Source organism: Campylobacter sp. BCW_6463 (assembly GCF_001762785.1).
Lineage (GTDB): Bacteria > Campylobacterota > Campylobacteria > Campylobacterales > Campylobacteraceae > Campylobacter_D > Campylobacter_D jejuni.
This window is the reverse complement of record NZ_MJXL01000071.1, coordinates 1-18,573: the sequence shown is the minus strand read 5'-3', so window position 1 is coordinate 18,573 and position 18,573 is coordinate 1. Positions and strand designations below refer to the sequence as shown.

Here is an 18,573-nt window from a genome sequence, read left to right as displayed (position 1 = left end):
TATAATTTCAAAAAACCAAAGGAGAAAATATGCAAGAAATCAAACAATTTTTTATCAATATAGAAAGAACAGATATCAATGAAAGTATGGAAAATCTAGTAAGTGAAGATTTTATCGATAGTATCGATATCATGGCTTTGGTTGCTGAAATAGAAAAATTTTATAAAAAACCCTTAAAAGCAGAATTTATCACACCTGAAAATTTTGAAAGCTTTGAAAATATCAAAAAAATGCTTGAAATTGCAATGAAAGACTAATCTTTCCTTGCAAGTTCGAGTTGTTCTTTTAAAGAACTGATGATTTCATTTTTAGAAACAATAATTTGCGCTATAAAATCCGCCACATCATCCCAGTCTTTGCTTAGTGTATGAGTTAAAGTATAATTTTGTTCATATTCTTCCCAACTTACAGGAGTAAAAAGAGAATTTTTATGCGGGAAATATTTGTTTTTTACCCATTCAAGCGAAGAAGCAAAATAATCCACATAAGCTTTGGCAATATCTTTTTGCACTGCAAATTTTAATCTTTTTTCTTTACTGCCTTCAAATTTTCTTCTTGCCATAAAAAGCAAAGAATTAAGATTATCCTGCTTTAAATCTTTTTGATTTAATCTTGACATAAGCTCCATTCCTAAAAGATTAAAACTTTCATTTTTGGTTTGTTTTAAAACAAAACTCTCATCCCATTCAAGTCCTAAATGATAAACAAAATCTTTAAGCAAAGTCCCTCCTACATAATCCTCTCTTAGAAGTCTTACTATCAAATTTTCTTCTCCAAATACCTCAGCATGAGTTTTGCAAATCCATTCATAGTCAAAAATATATTTTCTAGGATGATCTTGCGGAGCAAAATCAGCAGAATAATACCCCATATTGTTTTTATGATCTTGAGAACAATGAGAATTTAAATAACCCAAAGTATCTCTAAAATACACAATAATATAAATTTGAGTAAAACCTAACTCTCTCATAATCTTTTCTAAAATTTCTACATGTTTTTTAGTAGAAAAATCCCAAACTATACCCTCAGCTGAAAAAATAAATTTTTTATCTTTATGTAAAGCACTTTCACTTTTAAAATTTTCTATAGTTCTAAGAAGTCTTTCATTTGCGATATGACTTAAAACACTCTCTTTTTTTAAAATATCTTCTTTTTGAACCAATTCTAAAACCATATCCACCAAAGCCCAGTGTCTATTTGCCACTCTAAGACTTTTTGGGTAAATATAACCTTTTTGCAAAAGCTTTTCTTCATTTTGCATCAAAAAACCTTGTTTTTCTTGATTTCCTGTATTGGTAGTTCCTATATGTAAATATGCTGTCATTTTATATATCCTTTGTCTTTATTTTAGTTTATTATCACTAATTCAAATTTGTCACCCACATCTTTAAATATAAACACTTTATTTCCACAAGGATAAGAGATGGAATTTTCTTGCATGAAAGATTTTCTTCCTTGTAATTTTTCAAGCATTAAAGGAAGTTCTTTTCTAAATAAAGCTCTATCAGTCATTCTAAGCCCATGTTCTAAACTTTTTATAAATCTACCATCTATCTCACTTTCATCTTTTATCAAATACAAAGTCGCATCATAGCCTAATTCTTTGTATGCTAAAAAAAGAGTTTGTTTATCTTTGGCTGTATTAAACTCATCTTTTAAACTATGATAAGATATAAAAATGATATTTTTGTTAATATTAGCCTGTATGGTTAAATGAGAAGAATTTAGCAAAGAACGAATCATATAATTTTCATTAGCAATAAAATAAGACGAATTTTCATCCTCTCTAATCCAATAAGTTTTGACAAACATTTCTATTAGCGTATTAGGATCATTGTAAATAAATTCAGGTTTATTTAATTTTCTTCCTATGATACACTCTAGTAATGGCAAAACAGTTCCTGAATTATCAATCACGCCATCCACATACCAAGGAGCTATTTTTGCTATGAGTAAAGATAGGTATCCTCCATAAGACCCCCCCCCATAAATTTTTGGTAAATCTGCAAATTTTGGAAAGCGTTTCACTAAATCTTTTAAAGCATTGATATGATCGATAGCAGGCATAATGCCAAAATTTTGATAATCCCCGTTAGGTGGGATAAAAGTTGAACTCAATTTCGCTTGATAATTTTGTACCAATCTTCCTTGTGATTTTAAAGTAGTAATATTCTGATTGAGCAATTCATAACATTGATGTGCATTTTGAATATCAACATCTATCTTAATACCTATATCTAATAAAGCTTGAGATAAATTTGACACATCCTCTTTTGTAAACATTGTAATTGCACTATATTTCTCAACATTTGATCTTCTGTGACAAAAACAATGATAAAAAACATGCACCGCTACAACATCAAATTTTTTAGCAATATATTCTCTATCAAAGTCTAAAAAAGAAATATTTGCATTAGCTCCAAAACCACCCACTATAAAAACTATAGCTTTGATATCTTTTTCATCATCATAACTTATACGGTATTCAAGCTTACTGGTTCTTTTAATACCTAGTTCTACATCATCACAAGAATCGATTTCAAAGGTTTGATTTATAAGCACTATTCCACCCTCTTTGCATTATTTTATTGTATTTTAAAGACAATTATACTTAAATTTTAGTAAAATACAACACAAAAAACAAGGCTTAGCTATGAAAAATCTTTGCATCATCCCTGCTCGTGGTGGATCAAAAAGAATTCCTAGAAAAAATATCATTGATTTTCTAGGTAAACCTTTAATCGCTTATAGCATAGAAAATGCTTTAAATTCAGGTATTTTTGATGAAGTAATACTTTCAAGCGATGATGAAGAAATCATAGAAGTAGCCTTAAAATATGGTGCAAAAGCTCCTTTTGTGCGTGATAAAAATTTAAGCGATGATTATGCTTCAAGCACTGCTGTAGTGCAAAATGCTATAGAAATTTTACAAAGCCAAAATCAAATTTATGATAATGTCTGCTGCCTTTATGCTACTGCTCCTTTGTTAAACAAAGATATTTTAAAACAAGCCTATGAAAAATTTATCCAAAATCAAAGCAAGTTTTTATTTGCTGCCACTGAGTTTGAGTATCCTATACAAAGGGCTTTTTATCTAAATGAAAACAATCAAGTTTATATGTTTGATGAAAAACATTATAAAAGCCGCTCACAAGACTTAACAAAAGCTTATCATGATGCAGGGGCTTTTTATTTTGGTACAAGTAAAGCTTGGCTTGAGGAAGATTTTATGTTTAAACCTCATTCTGGCGTATTTGTATTGCCAAGAAATTTAGTTTGCGATATAGACACCATGCAAGATTTGGAATTTGCAAAAATACTTTATAAGGCAAATCATGAAAGTACTTTTTAGAAGCGATAGCTCGAGTCAAATAGGCTTTGGACACATTAAACGCGATCTAGTCTTAGCTAAACAATACGATGATGTAAGTTTTGCTTGTTTGCCTTTAAAAGGCTCTTTGATTGATGAAATTCCTTATCCTGTTTATGAGCTTAGCAGTGAAAGTATCTACGAGCTTATTAATCTCATCAAAGAAGAAAAATTTGAACTTCTTATCATTGATCACTATAGCATCAGCGTAGATGATGAAAAACTAATCAAGCTTGAAACAGGGGCGAAAATTCTAAGCTTTGATGATGAAATAAAGCCTCATCATTGTGACATTTTACTTAATGTCAATGCTTACTCAAAAGCAAGTGATTATGAAGGTTTAGTACCTTTTAAATGTGAAGTAAGATGTGGTTTTTCTTATGCCCTAATCAGAGAAGAATTTTATCAAGAAGCCAAAGAAAATAGAGAAAAAAAATATGATTTTTTCATTTGCATGGGCGGAACTGATATAAAAAATCTTTCTTTGCAAATCGCTAGCGAATTACCTAAAACAAAAATCATAAGCATTGCAACCAGCTCTTCTAATCCCAATCTTAAAAAATTGCAAAAATTTGCAAAATTACATAGTAATATTAGATTATTTATCGATCATGAAAATATTGCAAAATTGATGAATGAAAGCAATAAACTCATCATCAGTGCAAGTTCTTTGGTCAATGAAGCCTTACTTTTAAAGGCAAATTTTAAAGCTATTTGTTATGTTAAAAATCAAGAGCTTACAGCATCTTGGCTAGCTCAAAAAGGCTATGAAGTGGAGTATAAGTATTGATAAAACTTAAAAATTTCACAGAACTTAACCCTCAAGAAATAAAGCTGATTTTTAAATGGCGTAATTACCCCGATATCAGTCAATTTATGAAAACAAAATACATTGATTTTGAAGAACATTTAAGATTTTTAAAAAATTTACATCAAGATTCTAGTAAAAAATATTTTTTAGTTTTTCAAGATGAGCAAATTATCGGTGTGATTGATTTTATCAATATCGCAGCTAAATCTTGCGAATTCGGACTTTATGCAAAACCTGATTTAAAAGGCATAGGACAAATTTTAATGAATGAAATCATAAAATACGCTTTTGAAATTTTAAAGATAAAAAGTCTAAAAGCTTGCGTTTTTAAGCAAAATCAAAGGGCTTTAAACTTATATTTAAAAAATAATTTTTATATTTATGATGAGGATGAAGAGATGTTTTATTTAGAACTTAGGGGGGGGTAGAGCTTAATCTTTACGCTAAGGTTCTTATTTTCAAAAGGCTTCTAGCATGAAAATAGCCATACTCACTTCACCTGATCAATGGTTCATCCCTTACGCTAAGAAACTCAATCAGCTTATAAAAAATTCTGAACTTTTTTTAAATCATAAAGAAATTTTGAATTTTGATATAGTTTTCATATTTTCTTATCATCAAATCATAGATAAAAAATTTCTTAAACAAAATAAACATAACATTGTCATCCATGCTTCAAATTTACCGCAAGGAAAAGGTTGGGCTCCACTTTTTCATCAAACTATAGAAGGTAAAAATGAAATTTCTTTTTCCCTTTTTGATGCTAATGAAAAAGCTGATAATGGTGATATTTATCTACAAAAAAATCTAAAATTAAATGGCTTGGAATTATACGAAGAGCTAAGAGAAAAACAAGCCACATTTATCCTTGATATGTGCTTAGAATTTTTAAAACTTTATCCTAATATAAAAGCTAAAAAGCAAAAAGAACAAAAAAATTTTTATCCTAAAAGAAACCCAAAAGATAGTGAACTTGATATCAATAAAAGTTTAAAAGAACAATTTAATCTTTTACGCATAGTTAGCAATGAAGAATTTCCAGCATTTTTTTATAAAGATAGCAAAAAATTTATCCTAAAAATTTACTCAAACAACATAAACAGCAAAGCTTCGATCTTAACATTGCATAATTATATCTATCTTTCTAAAAAAATCAAAGAAAAACTAAGATTTTATCGCAATCACCCACAAGTTAAAAAATATCTCTATACAACACATTATATATCGAAACAAGAACATAAAAAATTTATCCAAAAACTCAAAAAAACGAATAAAAAAAGTTATTTTTGTGTAAGTTATGGTAGTCAAATTTTAGGAAGTATAAATTTTGAAAAAATTTCAAACAATACTGCTACTTTTGGTTTTTTTGGCAACCCTTATACGACAAACATAGGAATAGGATTTACGCTAGAGTTTATTGCTACATTTTACTGTTTTTATATTATGAATTGCAAATACATTCATGTAGAGGTTATGAAAGATAACAAAAGCGTATTGCTACTCCATAAAAAATTTGGTTTTAAAAAAATTGATGATAGTGATAAAATCATAAAATTAGAACTTTGTAAAAATAATCATACATTTAACCCTTCCTCACCTTCTTAAACCTCTGACTTAATTCTAATCTATCTACAATCTCAACTTGAGTTGGAATTTTATAATTAGCCAATTTATCTTTACAATACATTCTTAATTGCTTTTTGAGTTCAAGGTTTGTAAATTCTACATTTACTTTTAAAACCACCTTTACACAAACACTTTGCCCTGTAATAGCATTAGCTTTTGCATACACTAAACAATCTTGTATATAGTCAAGCTCTAAAATCACCCCTTCAACTTCTTGAGGGACAACCTTCTCTCCTCCTACATTTATAAGCTCTTTACTTCTTCCTATGATTTTTATATATTCTTCTTCATTTTCTTTATAAAGCTCAACTAAATCTCCTGTTGCAAAATACCCTTCTTCATCAAATACACTATTATCAGCATTTAAATAGCCTAAGCTTTGAGTTTTGCTTTTTAAGTAAAGCTCATTATTAATAATTTTATAATCACAATCAACAATTTTAAAATATTTCTTAAAATGTTCATCTTTGTGATTTATAATTGAAACAGCATTAGTTTCACTTGTTCCAAAACTTTGCTTAAAAACAACATGAGGTAATAATTCTTTTAAAGAACATAAGAGATTTAAATCCATTGTTTCACTACCATAAATCACTATTTTTAAAGAATCTAAGTTATACATATTTAAATCGCTTAACATTAAAAGCCTGAGCATTGTTGCTGAACTTGGTAGAATTTCTACTTTATGATTCTCTAATGCTTCTAACACATCTTTAGGATTTCTTGTTTTTGGAATAACTAAACATGATCCACAAGAGAAAGAAGATAAAAAAACATCAACTCCAGCAACATGATCAGGTAGAAATAAAGCAGCAACTTTTAATAAATTTTTCTTTTTATTTAGATACTTATATAAAAAATTCTCCATATCATGAACAACAGCTTTAGGTTTTCCAGTGCTTCCACTTGAAAAAAGTATTAAACCACTTTTGCTCTGAATTTTTAATCTTTCTAACAAGGTAAAATTTTTTATATCATTGTATTTTTCTAGTTGTTTTGAAGAGGTGTTTAACGCCACTTCCACCCCAAAATCAGACAAGCTAAAATCTAAATTTTTTACTAGCAACGGAGCTATAATACATTTATTTAACGCCAAAGCAAAAAAATAACAAAAAAAATCATAACTATAATCCCCAAGCAAAGCAACAACAGTTGATTGAGGAATTTTTAATTCATCTTTGCATTTGACAATATCTTCACAAAACTGTTTATAGTTATATTTTTTTTCAAAAATCATACAGTCAAGTTCATCATATGATTGAAGCTTTTTTAAAAATAAAGAAAGATTATCTTTATCCATTAACTCCACCCAGATAAACTACTTGCGAGGTTATAAAATCGCTTTTTTCATTAAGAAAAAACTCGATGACATTTAACACATCTTCAAATTCCCCAAAGCGTTTAATAGCTTGCTGATTTAATAAAGCGTCCATTTTATTCTTGGGAACATTTTTAATTAAATCCGTTGGAACAGGCGTAGGGCCAACAGCATTTACGGTAATACCAAATTCGCTCAGTTCTTTAGCGCATACTTGAGTTAAATTAGCCAAAGCAGCTTTAGATGCTGCATATATAGCTTCACCTTCAAGTCTTAAAGGAGTAGCAACAGTGGCAAAATTGACTATACGAAAAGGCATGGTTTTTGTATTTTTATAATTTTTTTTATAAATATTACCCATAACTTTAGCAACTTCTCTTGTAAATAAAAAAGTACCAAAAACATTGGTATTAAAAATATTATTAACGCTTTTATAAGGCGTGGTCAAAATATGATTCATAGAAGCTATGCCTGCATTATTTAACAATACATCTATACGAGAAAATTCTTTACGCACAGCACGAACCATAGAAACTACTTTTTCTTCATCGCTCACATCAAGTTCAAAATGTCTATAATTTATATGATTTATACTCGAAGCACCTCTAGAACATCCACACACCATATGACCCAAAGAAAGATAATATTCACTTAATTGTTTGCCTATACCCTTTCTTGTTCCTGTTATAAGAATGACTTTTTGCATTTTATACCTTAATTTGACTTGCTATATATTGAGCTAGCGTTTGAACATCTTTAAAAGGAGAATTTCTCAAACTCATTGTTTTTTCATCTGCAAGAGTTATTTCTATATCAAGTTCTATAGCCAAACTCTCTTCTAAATCCGTAATTAAACTAACAAGAGCTAAAGAGTCTAAAAGACCTTCAATACCATAAATTTTAGTATTTTGAGTTGGATTTTTCAACTCTTCATTTTCTAGCTCATCAGCTAAATTTTTAAGCGAATTGATGATTAATTTTTGAATTTTTTCTTGCATTTTCCATCCTTTTTGATTAAAAATTATATTCTAACATAAAAGCCTTGCTTGGCTAATTCTTCTTTCACATCTTTAGGGGTGTACTTAGAAAAATGAAAAATATAAGCTCCTGCTAAAGCATCAGCGCCCAAATTTAAAGCCTTAACTCCATCACTTGGATTACTAAGTCCTCCATTGATAACAAGAGGAATTTTAAGTTTATTTTGAAAGATCTTTAAAAGTTCTAAATCATAACCCTTTGCTTTTCCTTCAAAATCCACAGAAGTTAAAAGAAGCTCCCCAGCACCTTTTTTTTCATATTCTAAAGCAAGTTCTAAAGGACTTTTTTCAAGTAAATTTCCCCTATCATAAACACAAAATTGCTCTCCTTTTCTTTTAACATCTATAGAACAAACTATACATTGAGAACCAAAACGATTAGCCGCTTTACTTATAAAATCCATATCTTCTAAGGCCTTAGAATTGATAGAAATTTTATCCGCGCCTAAATTTAAAATCTTTTGTATATCTTCAAGAGTTTTTATCCCACCACCTATAGTTAAAGGCATAAAACATTCTTTAGCAAGATCTTCTATGCTTTCAAAGTCTATTTCATCACTTTTTGAAGCATCTATATCTAAGATAATAAGCTCATCAACATTACGTGCATTATAAATTCGCATCGTTGAAGTTAAGTGCCCTATAGTACGAAAATCCTTAAATTCTATACTTTTAACAAGTTGTCCATTTTTTAATAAAACACAAGGGATAATTCTAGTTTTTAACATTTAAAGCCTTATAAAATTTTCTAGAAGTTTTAAGCCTAAATTTTGACTTTTTTCAGGATGAAACTGCGTAGCAAAAATATGATCTTTTTGCAAAGATGCCGCAAATTTATGGCCGTATTGTGCTTTAGCACTTATAAACTCATCTTTGCATTTCACATAAAAAGAATGCACAAAATAAAAATCACTTCTATTCTCTACGCCTTGATACAAAGGATCTTGTTTTAAAATTTCAAGTTCATTCCAGCCCATATGTGGAATTTTTAAATTTAAATCCTCTTCAAATTTGACTACTTCACCTTCTATAAAACCAAGTCCTTCGCAAACTCCACCTTCATAACCCCTTTCTAAAAAAAGTTGCATTCCCAAACAAATGCCTAAAATAGGTTTTTTTTGCACCAAAACTTGCTCTTTTAAAGCTTCTATAAAATCAAGCTCTTTTAAATTTTTCATCGCTTCTTTAAAAGATCCCACTCCAGGTAAAAGCAATTTATCGGCTTTTTGCAAATCTTTTGGATCTTGGGCTATGAAATTTTTAACTCCTATTTTTTCAAAAGCCTTAGCGACTGAGTTTAAATTTCCTGCCTTGTAATCAATGAGCGCTATCATTTTAAAATGCACTCGTCTTTTCTTACCAAAGAACCATCATAATCTCTTATAAACTCACCCTTTTCATCGCGTTTAAAGATTTTTTTATTAGTAAAAGAATCTACTATTTTTTGAAATTCTTCTTCGCTAAAACCGCTAAATTCAAGGTATTTTTTAATAGCCTTTGTTGGAACTCTGCCATCGTATTTATTGACTAATTTTACCCCTTGCTCTCGATTGATATAACCCAAACGAATATCAATGCAAGCATTATCTGTTGCTCTGCCAAAGCCGTATTTGCAGTATTTTAAATAATCATGCACATGATTAGAATAACAATCTAGATTTTCAAAATTTTCATAAGTAGTTTCTACAGGACGATCTGTAGTTAAAAAACCATGCTCTTTAGATACTTTAAGGTTTACCTTATAATCCCATTTAAAATAATACCCTAAAAAGAGCCCAGTCAAACCAACTCTTTGTATTTCTTCATCACTTGGATATGTATAAAAATAAAGATCTTTCTCGGTTAATCCTTGTACTCCTATCATATCTGAAACCCTATTTCCCAATAACCCCCCAAATTCCTCAAGCCAAGTTCTATCAAGCGTATTTCTTGTTTTGCTGCTTGCAGGGCCACCATACTCTATCTGCGGACTTTCACCCCAAATCATCAAAGGTATATTAAAATTTACAGCCATTCTTACAACGGTTGTAAAAATTCCCAAATGATTTTGCCATTCAGTATCTCCTGTTCTTTGAAATCCTTCCCTTGCTAAAATTTTATATACCTTAGGATTTCTTTTAACATGAATTAAATCCACACCGAGTTTATTTAAATTTTCTAAATTTTTACGCCCTATTTTTGTAGGTACACTAGGTTCAAAACATACACATAAAGGATTTAGTCCAAGATCGAGCATTCTTATAGTTTGAAAATGAGAATCCTTGCCGCCGCTTACTCCTATAACGCAATCATAAACAGGATGTTTTTTGTATTTTTTTATAAGTTCTAAAAATTCTTTTTCTCTTGCTTTCCAGTCAATTTCATAATTTTTACTTTCTTGAGAGCGACATGCATCACAAACCCCATTTTCATCAAAATGTAAGTCAGGCTTTGTATCTGGCATTACACATTTTTTACAAAATCTCATTTTTTCCCTTTTTTAAATTTATTTTATATATATCGTTATATTTAAATTTTATTTTATGATTTTATATATTTATATTATATAAAAATTAAAAAATGAATGAATTCTATGATTTAAATCCCTATGGCATTTTTTTGAAGAAATTCAAGCAAAATCATAACAAAGTCGTAATATTTATATAATATAAATATATAAATTGAAGAAATATATAATATAATTATATATCATTTTTAGTAGGAAATTTACCAAAGAAAGAAAAGCATGCAAATAGGAAATTTTAACACCGATAAAAAAGTTTTTATCATCGCAGAACTGAGTGCAAATCACGCAGGAAGTCTTGAGATGGCACTTAAAAGTATAAAAGCTGCTAAAAAAGCAGGTGCTGATGCGATAAAAATCCAAACTTACACTGCAGATAGCCTTACACTAAATAGCGACAAAGAAGATTTCATCATCCAAGATGGACTTTGGAATAAAAGAAAACTTTATGAGCTTTATGAAAGTGCAAAAACTCCTTATGAATGGCATTCTCAAATCTTTGAAACCGCACAAAATGAAGGCATACTTTGTTTTTCAAGTCCTTTTGCCAAAGAAGATTTAGAATTTCTAAAACGCTTTGATCCCATAGCTTATAAAATCGCTTCTTTTGAAGCTAATGATGAAAATTTCGTGCGTTTAATCGCCAAAGAAAAAAAACCTACCATCGTTTCAACGGGTATTGCCACAGAAGGAGAGCTTTTTAGAATATGTGAAATTTTCAAAGAAGAAAAAAATCCTGATTTAATCTTTTTAAAATGCACTTCAGCTTATCCTGCCGCCATAGAAGATATGAATTTAAAAGCTATGGTAAGTTTAAAAGAAAAATTTAATGTTGAAGTGGGATTAAGCGATCATAGTTTTGGCTCTTTAGCTCCCATTGTAGCAGTAAGCTTAGGTGCTAGAGTGATAGAAAAGCATTTTATGTTAGATAAAAATATAGAAAGTGAAGACAGTCAATTTAGCCTTGATTTTGATGAATTTAAAGCTATGGTAGATGCGGTTAGACAGGCCGAAAGTGCTTTAGGCGATGGTAAGTTAGACCTAGATGAAAAGGCGCTTAAAAACCGTGTTTTTGCAAGAAGCTTGTATGCAAGCAAAGATATCAAAAAAGGTGAAATTTTTAGCGAAGAAAATGTAAAATCCGTGCGTCCTTGCTTTGGACTACATCCTAAATTTTATCAAGAACTTTTAGGAAAAAAGGCTAGTAAAGATATAGAATTTGGCGATGCTTTAAAAGAAAGTGATTTCAGATGAATAAAGATCTTTTTTTAAAAAACACTCAAGCTTTGTTTGAAATTGATCAAATTTTAGCGTATAAATTACGTGCTTTAGAAAAAAATGATTTTAAAATACTGCAAAATGAAAATGGAATCAATTTTATCAAAGATAATATCACGCTTTATAAAAATCCTAATCAAGAGCTTTTAGAAAATTTAACTCTTTTTAAAAGCGAGTATAAAAAATATCCTGTATTATTTTTCTATGGTTTTGGAAATGGTATGTTTTACAAAGCCTTATGTGAAAATAAAAACCATAAACACATCATCATTTTTGAAGATGAGCTAGAAATTTTAGCCCTTGCTTTTCATTTGTTTGATTTTAGCAAAGAATTAAAAAATGAAAAATTAATACTTTTTCATACCACAAGCATTACCACTGCACAACTTACAACACTTTTTATGTATGAATACATACAAAAAAGTGTGAAAATTTTTAATCTTTTTATACATAGCGATTTTTATCTTAAATTCTATGCTCATCAAATACAAGAACTTAACAAAAAGCTTATTGAAAATATTCGCTTTATCGTTTTAGCTAAAGGAAATGATCCTTATGATTCCATCATCGGTATCAAACACATGCTTAATAATCTTCCTAAACTTTTAAACCATGGAATTTTTCAAAATTTTTTAAAAGAAAGAAAACAAAAAGTTAAAAATGCCATCATTGTTTCAACAGGACCTAGCTTAACCAAACAATTGTCTTTACTAAAAAAGTATGCAAATAAAGCCACTATTTTTTGTGCTGATAGTGCTTATCCTATTTTAGCAAAACATGATATAAAACCTGATTATGTTTGCATGTTAGAAAGAGATGATATAGTTTCTAAGTGTTTTGATAATGATTTTAAAGAATTTGATAAAGGAATTTTGTTTATCCTAGCTTCGGTGGTTCATAAAGAAGTTATTGAATTTCTTGAAAGAAATAATAGAGAATATATGCTAGTACATCGTCCTTTGCACTTTGCCGTATCATTAAATCTTAAAGAATTTGGTTATATTGGAGTTGGAGCAAGTGTTGCTAATATGGCTTATGAACTAGCCGCAAGTCTAAGGCATGAAAATATCATTTTCATAGGACAAGACTTAGCTTACGCAGAAGATGGAAGCTCTCATCCAAGAGAGCATATCTATGGAAATGAAGGAGAGAAAATACGCGGTGAAGTTTATACTCTTGCTTATGGAGGAGAAAAACAAGTAAGAACTCAACTCACTTGGAACTTGTTCCGACAAGCCTTTGAAAAAGATATTTTCTGGGCGAAAGAAAAATTAAAAATCAACACCTATAATTGCACCCAAGGGGGTGCTAGGATAGAAGGAACTATAGAAAAACCTTTTAAAGAAACATGTGAAGCTTTGCTTAAAGAAGATCTTAAAAAACCTTTTGACAGGCCTAAAATTTTAGAAAAAAATGAAATTAAAAATAAATTTTTACAAACTCAAAAATTGCTAATTAAAAATGTCGAACAAAGTGAAAAATTTATAAAAAAATGCCAAAACGAACTAAAAAAACTTAACTTTGAACTTAGTAAATCTCAACTTAATTTACAAGCTCTAATAAAAATTAAGCAAAACCTTTTAATTTTTTTTAAGGAGTTTAAAAGATTAAAACTTTTCAATGAACTCACTCAAGCCATATATTATCATAACGAATGCGAAATTATGCATTATGAAGTTTTAAATGATTTAGAACAAAATGAAAAAATTAAAGACTTTTTAACCAGTCAAGAAAAATGGTGGCTACAAAGCTTTGAGTATTTAAATACTCAAAACCAAATCATAAAAGAAGCTTTAAAAAAATACAAAAATGACGATATTTCATAAATAAAAGGAAAAATTATGAAATTTAATCAAAATCAAATTAAACTTTTTAATAGAAATATCAATGCTTTAAACAATGCTATTTTAAAGGAAAGTTTAAAACAAATTAAATCAAGTAAATTTGAACTTATTTTAGGCAAAGATAATCTTGATATAAATTTAAAAAATACAAGCGATAACACCTTTCTTTATGAAAATGCTATAGATGAATTAAACTCCATGCTTAATATTTATAATGATAAATATCTACTTTATCCTGTATTATACTTTTATGGTTTTGGAAATGGGATTTTGTTTAAAGCCTTGCTTCAAAATAAAAATCACCAACATATAGTTGTTTTTGAAAAAGAATTAGAAATTGTCAAGATCATGCTTCATCTTATGGATTTTTCGCAAGAATTAAAAGAAAATAAACTTATAATACTTGATATTAACTCTTTAGAATTTCAAGATTATTATGACTTATGTTCAAGCAATCCTTTCTTTCAATTTTCAAGAACTTATTTTCTAGAACTTAGTAGCGATTATTATGAAAAAGATAAAGAAAAAATATTAAATTTAAATAATAATCTTATGGATAAATTTAAAAATGCCGTACTTTTAAAAGGTAATGATTCCAAAGATATTCTACAAGGTATAGAGCAACTTATCTACAATCTTCCTAAAATGATCACTCATACTGCTTATCAAGATTTACTCAAAAAAAGAGAAAATCTTAGTGATACTGCTATTATCGTTTCAACAGGACCTTCTCTTACCAAACAACTTCCTATTTTGAAAAAATACGCAAATAAAGCAACAATCATATCAGCAGATTCTTCTTATCCTATTTTAGCAAAGCATGATATCAAACCTGATTATGTTGTATCTTTAGAAAGAATTTTATTAACCTCAGAATTTTTTAATAATAATTTTGGTGATTTTGATAAGGATATTTTATTTATCACAACTCATTTAACCCATCCTCAAACTATAAAAAATTTAGAAAAAAATAATAGAAATTTTATGTTAGCTTATAGAGGTTCTGAATTTATAAAATACTTAAAAATTAAAAATTTTGGAGAACTATCTGAAGGACATAGTGTAGCAAATGTAGCTTATGGATTAGCCGTATTTTTAAGACACAAAAATATTATTTTCATAGGACAAGATTTAGCTTATTCTAATGATGGGTTTTCCCATACAAAAGATTATAGAAATCTTAACAAACATGAAGGTCATTATGAAAGAGACTTTGGGCATTTTAGAACCATAGCTTATGGAGGAGTGGGTTTTGTGGAAAGCTCTTTTTATTGGAGTTTATTTAGATTTTTTTTAGAAAAAAGAATTCATGAGGCCAATCAATTAGAACTTTGCAACACCTATAATTGCACTGAAGGTGGAGCTAGGATAGAAGGAGCTATAGAAAAACCTTTTAAAAAAACATGTGAAGCTTTGCTTAAAAACAATTTAAATAAAAATTTTCCTAAAATAGATCCATTAAGCAGTCATAAACAAAATGAACTTTTATTAAAATGTTATTGCAAGATTATAAAAAGTATAAATCACTGCAAAACTTTTAAAAAAGAACTTTTAAAATCTTATAACCACATACAAGAAAGTTTTTCAAATCTAAATTTGATTTCAAATTTAGATGAAGGTAAAGAAATATTAAACTATCTTATCCAAGAAATAGACAAAATAAAATTCAAACTTGAAGATGAAAAAATGCTAGACTTATATGAAATTTTGGGTCCAATTCTAACTCAATTTGAACTTAATATAGCTAAAATTTATATCTTAAACCCAAAAACTTCAGAAGATTCTTATAAAAAATCTTTACTGTGGGTTAAAGAACATATAGAATTTTTTAAAATGATTTATACTCACATAGAAGCACAAGAAAAAGCTTTGATAAAAAATATCACTCCTTTAGAAAATGAATTAACTCAAAGAAATTTAGAAAAATACAAAAGGAAAATAAATGCAAAATACAATTTTTAACAAAAATTTAAAAGCCATGAATGGCAAGGAATACGATGAACTTAAAGAAAAATTAGTCAAAATAAAAGAACTTAGAGAATTTTCTTATACTTTTGGAAAAGATAATTTAGATATTAATATCATTCAAAAAAGAAATTTAAAAACACTTTATAAAAATCCTTTAAAAGAGCTAGAGGAAAAAATTGAATTTTTCAAAGATTATAAAAGATATCCAGCTTTATTTTTTTACGGTCTTGGAAATGGAATTTTATACAAAGCTTTACTTCAAAATGAAAATCATAAAAGAATAGTTATATTTGAAAAAGAAATTGAAATTATTTTTATAGTTTTAAATTTATTAGACTTTAGTGAAGATATAAGAAAAGGAAGATTAATCTTAATCCATACTCCAGAAATGACTTATGCAAAAGCAGATATTATTTTTTCTTTAAGTCCCATTGAACGCTTTTTTAAAACTTATAATTTACATTTACATTCTGATTTTTATAAAAACTACAAAGAAGATACTTTAAAAATTAATACTTTAAATTTAAAGGCTATTAAAAACATTAGCTTAAAAAAAGGCAATGATCCAAAAGATGCTATGCAAGGGATAGAACAATTTGTAAGAAATATCCCAAAAATGATCTCACATCCAAGTTATCAAACCTTGCTTAAAAAAAGAAGAAATGCCAAAAATGAAAATGCAGCCATTATAGTTTCTACAGGGCCTAGTCTTGAAAAACAGCTTCCCTTACTTAAACAATATGCAAACAAAGCAACTATTTTTTGTGCTGATAGTGCTTATGCTATACTAGCAAAACATAACATAAAGCCTGATTATGTTTGTATGATGGAAAGAGATGACATCACAGCAGAATGTTTTAATAATGATTTTAAAGATTTTGATCAAGGAATTACTTTTCTTGTAACTTCTTTAGTGCACAAAAATACAATTTCTTATCTTGAAAAAAACAAAAGATCTTATATCTTAGTCACTAGACCTTTGCCTTTTGCTAGCTCGGTAGAACTTAATGAATTTGGCTATATGAGTTGTGGTTTAAGCGTTGCTCATATGAACTATGAACTAGCTATCAATCTAAACTATAAAAACATTATTTTAATAGGACAAGATCTAGCTTACGCAAAAGATGGAAGTTCTCATTCAAAAGGTTTTATCCATGAAAAACTCCATGATGGACACCATCAAAGAGATTTTAACAAATATACAACTATAGCTTATGGGGGAAAAGGAACAGTTCAAAGCTCTGAAGTTTGGACTATATTTAGAGAAATTTTTGAAAGCTTTATAGCATCAAACAAAGACAAAATAAAAACTTATAATTGCACTGAAGGTGGAGCTAGGATAGAAGGAGCTATAGAAAAACCATTTAAAGAAATGTGTGAAACTTTACTTAAAAAAGAACCAAAAAAACCTTTTGTTAAAATTTCTAAACTTTCTAAAATTCAAAGAAACGCCTTGATGCTAAAAGCCTATACAAAAATCAAAAAACAAATTCTTTTAGCTGATACTTTTTTAAAAGAATGTAAAAAAATCAAAAACCAATTAGCCTCTTTAAAAAGAGAAAAATCTAAACTTACCCTAGATCAAATCAATCAAAATCTAGATAAATTTAAAACTCGTTTAGATTCTAATCGCTATAATTTTTTGTTTGAAATTCTAGGTCCAACACTTCATCATGAAGAAGGTATTTTATCACCTTTGTATGTGCAAAGTATTCAAAATGAAAGCGAAAAACAAAACAAACTTTTTGCTTGGCTTTATGCTCATGAATCTTTAATCGAAAGTATTTATGATCTTACCAACACTCAAAATACCATCTTAAAAAAAGCTATCATGCCTTTACAAGATGAATTAGAAAAAAGAAATTTAATCTAAAGAGCAAAATTCTGCTCTTTAGAAAGATTATTGTAAAAGTTTTAAAACATTTTGTTGTACAGCATTTGCCTGACTCATAGCATACGAACCTGACTGTGCAAGTATGTTATACTTTGAAAAATTTGCACTCTCGCTTGCAAAGTCTACATCTCTTATGGTTGATTCGGCTGCTTTGACATTAACCTGGGTTACGGTGATGTTGTTTATAGTAACTTGAAGTTGATTTTGCACCGAACCAATGTCGGCTCTGATTTGATCAAGATTGGTTATAGCAGTTTCAGCTATATCCATTACAGCCATAGCACCTTTAAGAGTAGTTACACCCGCACTCTTATCTACTGTTCCAGCCATATTGCCTGCTGAAGTTTTTAAAGTAGCAAATTGAGAATTTCCTGAACCTTCTGAAAAACCTGAACCTTTAGAAACGGTATAAACATTGCTAGCACTAGACATTGCTGAAATAGTAACAAGAGAATCTGTTAATAAAGCTGACATATTTTTGCCACTGCCCTCAGAAAATCCTGAACCAGCAGAAAATCCTGAACCTTCAGAACTCATATAAGCTGAAACAGAAGAATAACCTACTAAAATTTGTTTTCCTCCGCCTTTAAAGGAATTAAAGCCCATTGCATCCGCTATATTTGCATCGATTTGACCTTTAGACTCTCTTAAAGATACTGAAGATTGAGAAATAAGATCAGTTGTTCCCATACCTATAGCACTAAGATTGGTTCCGCTGATGTTAATATCTCTACCATCGTTTTTTACTAAAGATAATCTTCCATAATTTTCTTTTTGTGTTCCTAAAATTCCAGAACCAACTCCTATATCTCCAGTGATTTTAATCCCTCTACCATCAGCTGAAGTAAGAACAAGCTTACCATTTTCATCCTTAGAAGCTTGAACTCCTGTTGTGTCTTTAACCGCATTGATAGCTGAGATCAA

General features: G+C 28.9%; 18 protein-coding genes. 9 read left to right on the top strand and 9 right to left on the bottom strand.

Translation table 11 applies throughout. From position 1 onward, the window contains the following. Positions 1–29: 29 nt before the first annotated feature. Positions 30–257 (top strand): hypothetical protein, encoded by a 228-nt coding sequence (locus AJ884_RS07825; protein ID WP_002875378.1) that lies wholly within the window; start codon positions 30–32, stop codon positions 255–257. On the opposite strand, the gene AJ884_RS07820 is transcribed toward AJ884_RS07825, so the two are convergent. Together AJ884_RS07820 and AJ884_RS07815 are read right to left on the bottom strand one after the other, a co-directional pair. Beyond that, positions 254–1,324 (bottom strand): acyl carrier protein, encoded by a 1,071-nt coding sequence (locus AJ884_RS07820; RefSeq protein WP_070286602.1) that lies wholly within the window; start codon positions 1,322–1,324, stop codon positions 254–256. The genes AJ884_RS07825 and AJ884_RS07820 overlap by 4 nt on opposite strands. 23 nt (positions 1,325–1,347) lie before the next feature. Continuing rightward, positions 1,348–2,562 carry a DUF2920 family protein gene (locus AJ884_RS07815; protein ID WP_070286601.1) on the bottom strand — a complete coding sequence of 405 codons (1,215 nt, stop codon included), beginning with the start codon at positions 2,560–2,562 and terminating at the stop codon, positions 1,348–1,350. A 91-nt stretch (positions 2,563–2,653) separates the two neighbouring features. Between AJ884_RS07815 and pseF the strand changes: the two genes are divergently transcribed. Genes pseF through pseH (AJ884_RS09825) form a run of 4 tightly spaced genes read left to right on the top strand, consistent with a single transcriptional unit; the run spans position 2,654 to position 5,786 of the window. After that, positions 2,654–3,352 carry a pseudaminic acid cytidylyltransferase gene (gene pseF / locus AJ884_RS07810; RefSeq protein ID WP_002866280.1) on the top strand — a complete coding sequence of 233 codons (699 nt, stop codon included), beginning with the start codon at positions 2,654–2,656 and terminating at the stop codon, positions 3,350–3,352. Beyond that, entirely contained in the window at positions 3,336–4,160 is an 825-nt protein-coding gene (pseG, locus tag AJ884_RS07805; RefSeq protein ID WP_070286600.1) for a UDP-2,4-diacetamido-2,4,6-trideoxy-beta-L-altropyranose hydrolase, read from the top strand. The genes pseF and pseG overlap by 17 nt, the downstream gene beginning before the upstream one ends. Then, on the top strand, positions 4,157–4,609 hold the full coding sequence (pseH, locus tag AJ884_RS07800) for a UDP-4-amino-4,6-dideoxy-N-acetyl-beta-L-altrosamine N-acetyltransferase (RefSeq protein ID WP_070286599.1): 453 nt from the start codon (positions 4,157–4,159) through the stop codon (positions 4,607–4,609). Before pseG ends, pseH (AJ884_RS07800) begins: the two co-directional genes overlap by 4 nt. Positions 4,610–4,655: 46 nt before the next feature. Then, the gene (gene pseH / locus AJ884_RS09825; protein WP_070286598.1) at positions 4,656–5,786 is read left to right on the top strand and encodes a UDP-4-amino-4,6-dideoxy-N-acetyl-beta-L-altrosamine N-acetyltransferase; all 1,131 of its coding nucleotides are present in this window, start codon (positions 4,656–4,658) and stop codon (positions 5,784–5,786) included. Here pseH (AJ884_RS09825) and AJ884_RS07790 read toward each other — a convergent pair. From AJ884_RS07790 to AJ884_RS07765, 6 genes are read right to left on the bottom strand one after another with little or no spacing between them, the layout of a single operon-like run. Continuing rightward, positions 5,764–7,107: an ANL family adenylate-forming protein gene (locus AJ884_RS07790; protein ID WP_070286597.1), complete on the bottom strand. Its 1,344-nt coding sequence runs from the start codon at positions 7,105–7,107 to the stop codon at positions 5,764–5,766. The genes pseH (AJ884_RS09825) and AJ884_RS07790 overlap by 23 nt on opposite strands. Beyond that, complete coding sequence (locus AJ884_RS07785) at positions 7,100–7,831, bottom strand: SDR family NAD(P)-dependent oxidoreductase (RefSeq protein WP_070286596.1); 732 nt, start codon at positions 7,829–7,831, stop codon at positions 7,100–7,102. The genes AJ884_RS07790 and AJ884_RS07785 overlap by 8 nt, the downstream gene beginning before the upstream one ends. A 1-nt stretch (position 7,832) precedes the next feature. Then, positions 7,833–8,123 carry a hypothetical protein gene (locus AJ884_RS07780; protein WP_070286595.1) on the bottom strand — a complete coding sequence of 97 codons (291 nt, stop codon included), beginning with the start codon at positions 8,121–8,123 and terminating at the stop codon, positions 7,833–7,835. A gap of 23 nt (positions 8,124–8,146) precedes the next feature. Then, the gene (locus AJ884_RS07775) at positions 8,147–8,890 is read right to left on the bottom strand and encodes a HisA/HisF-related TIM barrel protein (RefSeq protein WP_070286594.1); all 744 of its coding nucleotides are present in this window, start codon (positions 8,888–8,890) and stop codon (positions 8,147–8,149) included. Continuing rightward, a complete protein-coding gene (gene hisH / locus AJ884_RS07770) occupies positions 8,891–9,496 on the bottom strand; it encodes an imidazole glycerol phosphate synthase subunit HisH (protein ID WP_083267229.1) in 606 nt (201 codons plus the stop codon). Continuing rightward, positions 9,493–10,629 carry an N-acetyl sugar amidotransferase gene (locus AJ884_RS07765; protein ID WP_070286592.1) on the bottom strand — a complete coding sequence of 379 codons (1,137 nt, stop codon included), beginning with the start codon at positions 10,627–10,629 and terminating at the stop codon, positions 9,493–9,495. The genes hisH and AJ884_RS07765 overlap by 4 nt, the downstream gene beginning before the upstream one ends. Before the next feature lie 258 nt (positions 10,630–10,887). Between AJ884_RS07765 and pseI the strand changes: the two genes are divergently transcribed. Genes pseI through AJ884_RS07745 form a run of 4 tightly spaced genes read left to right on the top strand, consistent with a single transcriptional unit; the run spans position 10,888 to position 17,628 of the window. Beyond that, positions 10,888–11,919: a pseudaminic acid synthase gene (pseI, locus tag AJ884_RS07760; protein ID WP_070286591.1), complete on the top strand. Its 1,032-nt coding sequence runs from the start codon at positions 10,888–10,890 to the stop codon at positions 11,917–11,919. Continuing rightward, on the top strand, positions 11,916–13,769 hold the full coding sequence (locus AJ884_RS07755; RefSeq protein ID WP_070286590.1) for a motility associated factor glycosyltransferase family protein: 1,854 nt from the start codon (positions 11,916–11,918) through the stop codon (positions 13,767–13,769). The genes pseI and AJ884_RS07755 overlap by 4 nt, the downstream gene beginning before the upstream one ends. A 15-nt stretch (positions 13,770–13,784) precedes the next feature. Beyond that, positions 13,785–15,749: a motility associated factor glycosyltransferase family protein gene (locus AJ884_RS07750; RefSeq protein WP_070286589.1), complete on the top strand. Its 1,965-nt coding sequence runs from the start codon at positions 13,785–13,787 to the stop codon at positions 15,747–15,749. Beyond that, entirely contained in the window at positions 15,730–17,628 is a 1,899-nt protein-coding gene (locus tag AJ884_RS07745; protein WP_052825492.1) for a motility associated factor glycosyltransferase family protein, read from the top strand. Before AJ884_RS07750 ends, AJ884_RS07745 begins: the two co-directional genes overlap by 20 nt. Positions 17,629–17,655: 27 nt before the next feature. Here AJ884_RS07745 and AJ884_RS07740 read toward each other — a convergent pair. Then, a partial coding sequence (locus AJ884_RS07740) for a flagellin (protein WP_261660588.1) occupies positions 17,656–18,573 on the bottom strand: 918 nt, incomplete at its 5' end.

Excerpts from the sequence above, each read along its gene's own strand:
- AJ884_RS07825 (WP_002875378.1), top strand. The coding sequence starts at position 30 with ATGCAAGAAATCAAACAATTTTTTATCAATATAGAAAGAACAGATATC.
- AJ884_RS07820 (WP_070286602.1), bottom strand. The coding sequence starts at position 1,324 with ATGACAGCATATTTACATATAGGAACTACCAATACAGGAAATCAAGAA.
- pseF (WP_002866280.1), top strand. The coding sequence starts at position 2,654 with ATGAAAAATCTTTGCATCATCCCTGCTCGTGGTGGATCAAAAAGAATT.
- pseG (WP_070286600.1), top strand. The coding sequence starts at position 3,336 with ATGAAAGTACTTTTTAGAAGCGATAGCTCGAGTCAAATAGGCTTTGGA.
- pseH (WP_070286598.1), top strand. The coding sequence starts at position 4,656 with ATGAAAATAGCCATACTCACTTCACCTGATCAATGGTTCATCCCTTAC.
- AJ884_RS07790 (WP_070286597.1), bottom strand. The coding sequence starts at position 7,107 with ATGGATAAAGATAATCTTTCTTTATTTTTAAAAAAGCTTCAATCATAT.
- AJ884_RS07785 (WP_070286596.1), bottom strand. The coding sequence starts at position 7,831 with ATGCAAAAAGTCATTCTTATAACAGGAACAAGAAAGGGTATAGGCAAA.
- AJ884_RS07780 (WP_070286595.1), bottom strand. The coding sequence starts at position 8,123 with ATGCAAGAAAAAATTCAAAAATTAATCATCAATTCGCTTAAAAATTTA.
- AJ884_RS07775 (WP_070286594.1), bottom strand. The coding sequence starts at position 8,890 with ATGTTAAAAACTAGAATTATCCCTTGTGTTTTATTAAAAAATGGACAA.
- hisH (WP_083267229.1), bottom strand. The coding sequence starts at position 9,496 with ATGATAGCGCTCATTGATTACAAGGCAGGAAATTTAAACTCAGTCGCT.
- AJ884_RS07765 (WP_070286592.1), bottom strand. The coding sequence starts at position 10,629 with ATGAGATTTTGTAAAAAATGTGTAATGCCAGATACAAAGCCTGACTTA.
- pseI (WP_070286591.1), top strand. The coding sequence starts at position 10,888 with ATGCAAATAGGAAATTTTAACACCGATAAAAAAGTTTTTATCATCGCA.
- AJ884_RS07755 (WP_070286590.1), top strand. The coding sequence starts at position 11,916 with ATGAATAAAGATCTTTTTTTAAAAAACACTCAAGCTTTGTTTGAAATT.
- AJ884_RS07750 (WP_070286589.1), top strand. The coding sequence starts at position 13,785 with ATGAAATTTAATCAAAATCAAATTAAACTTTTTAATAGAAATATCAAT.
- AJ884_RS07745 (WP_052825492.1), top strand. The coding sequence starts at position 15,730 with ATGCAAAATACAATTTTTAACAAAAATTTAAAAGCCATGAATGGCAAG.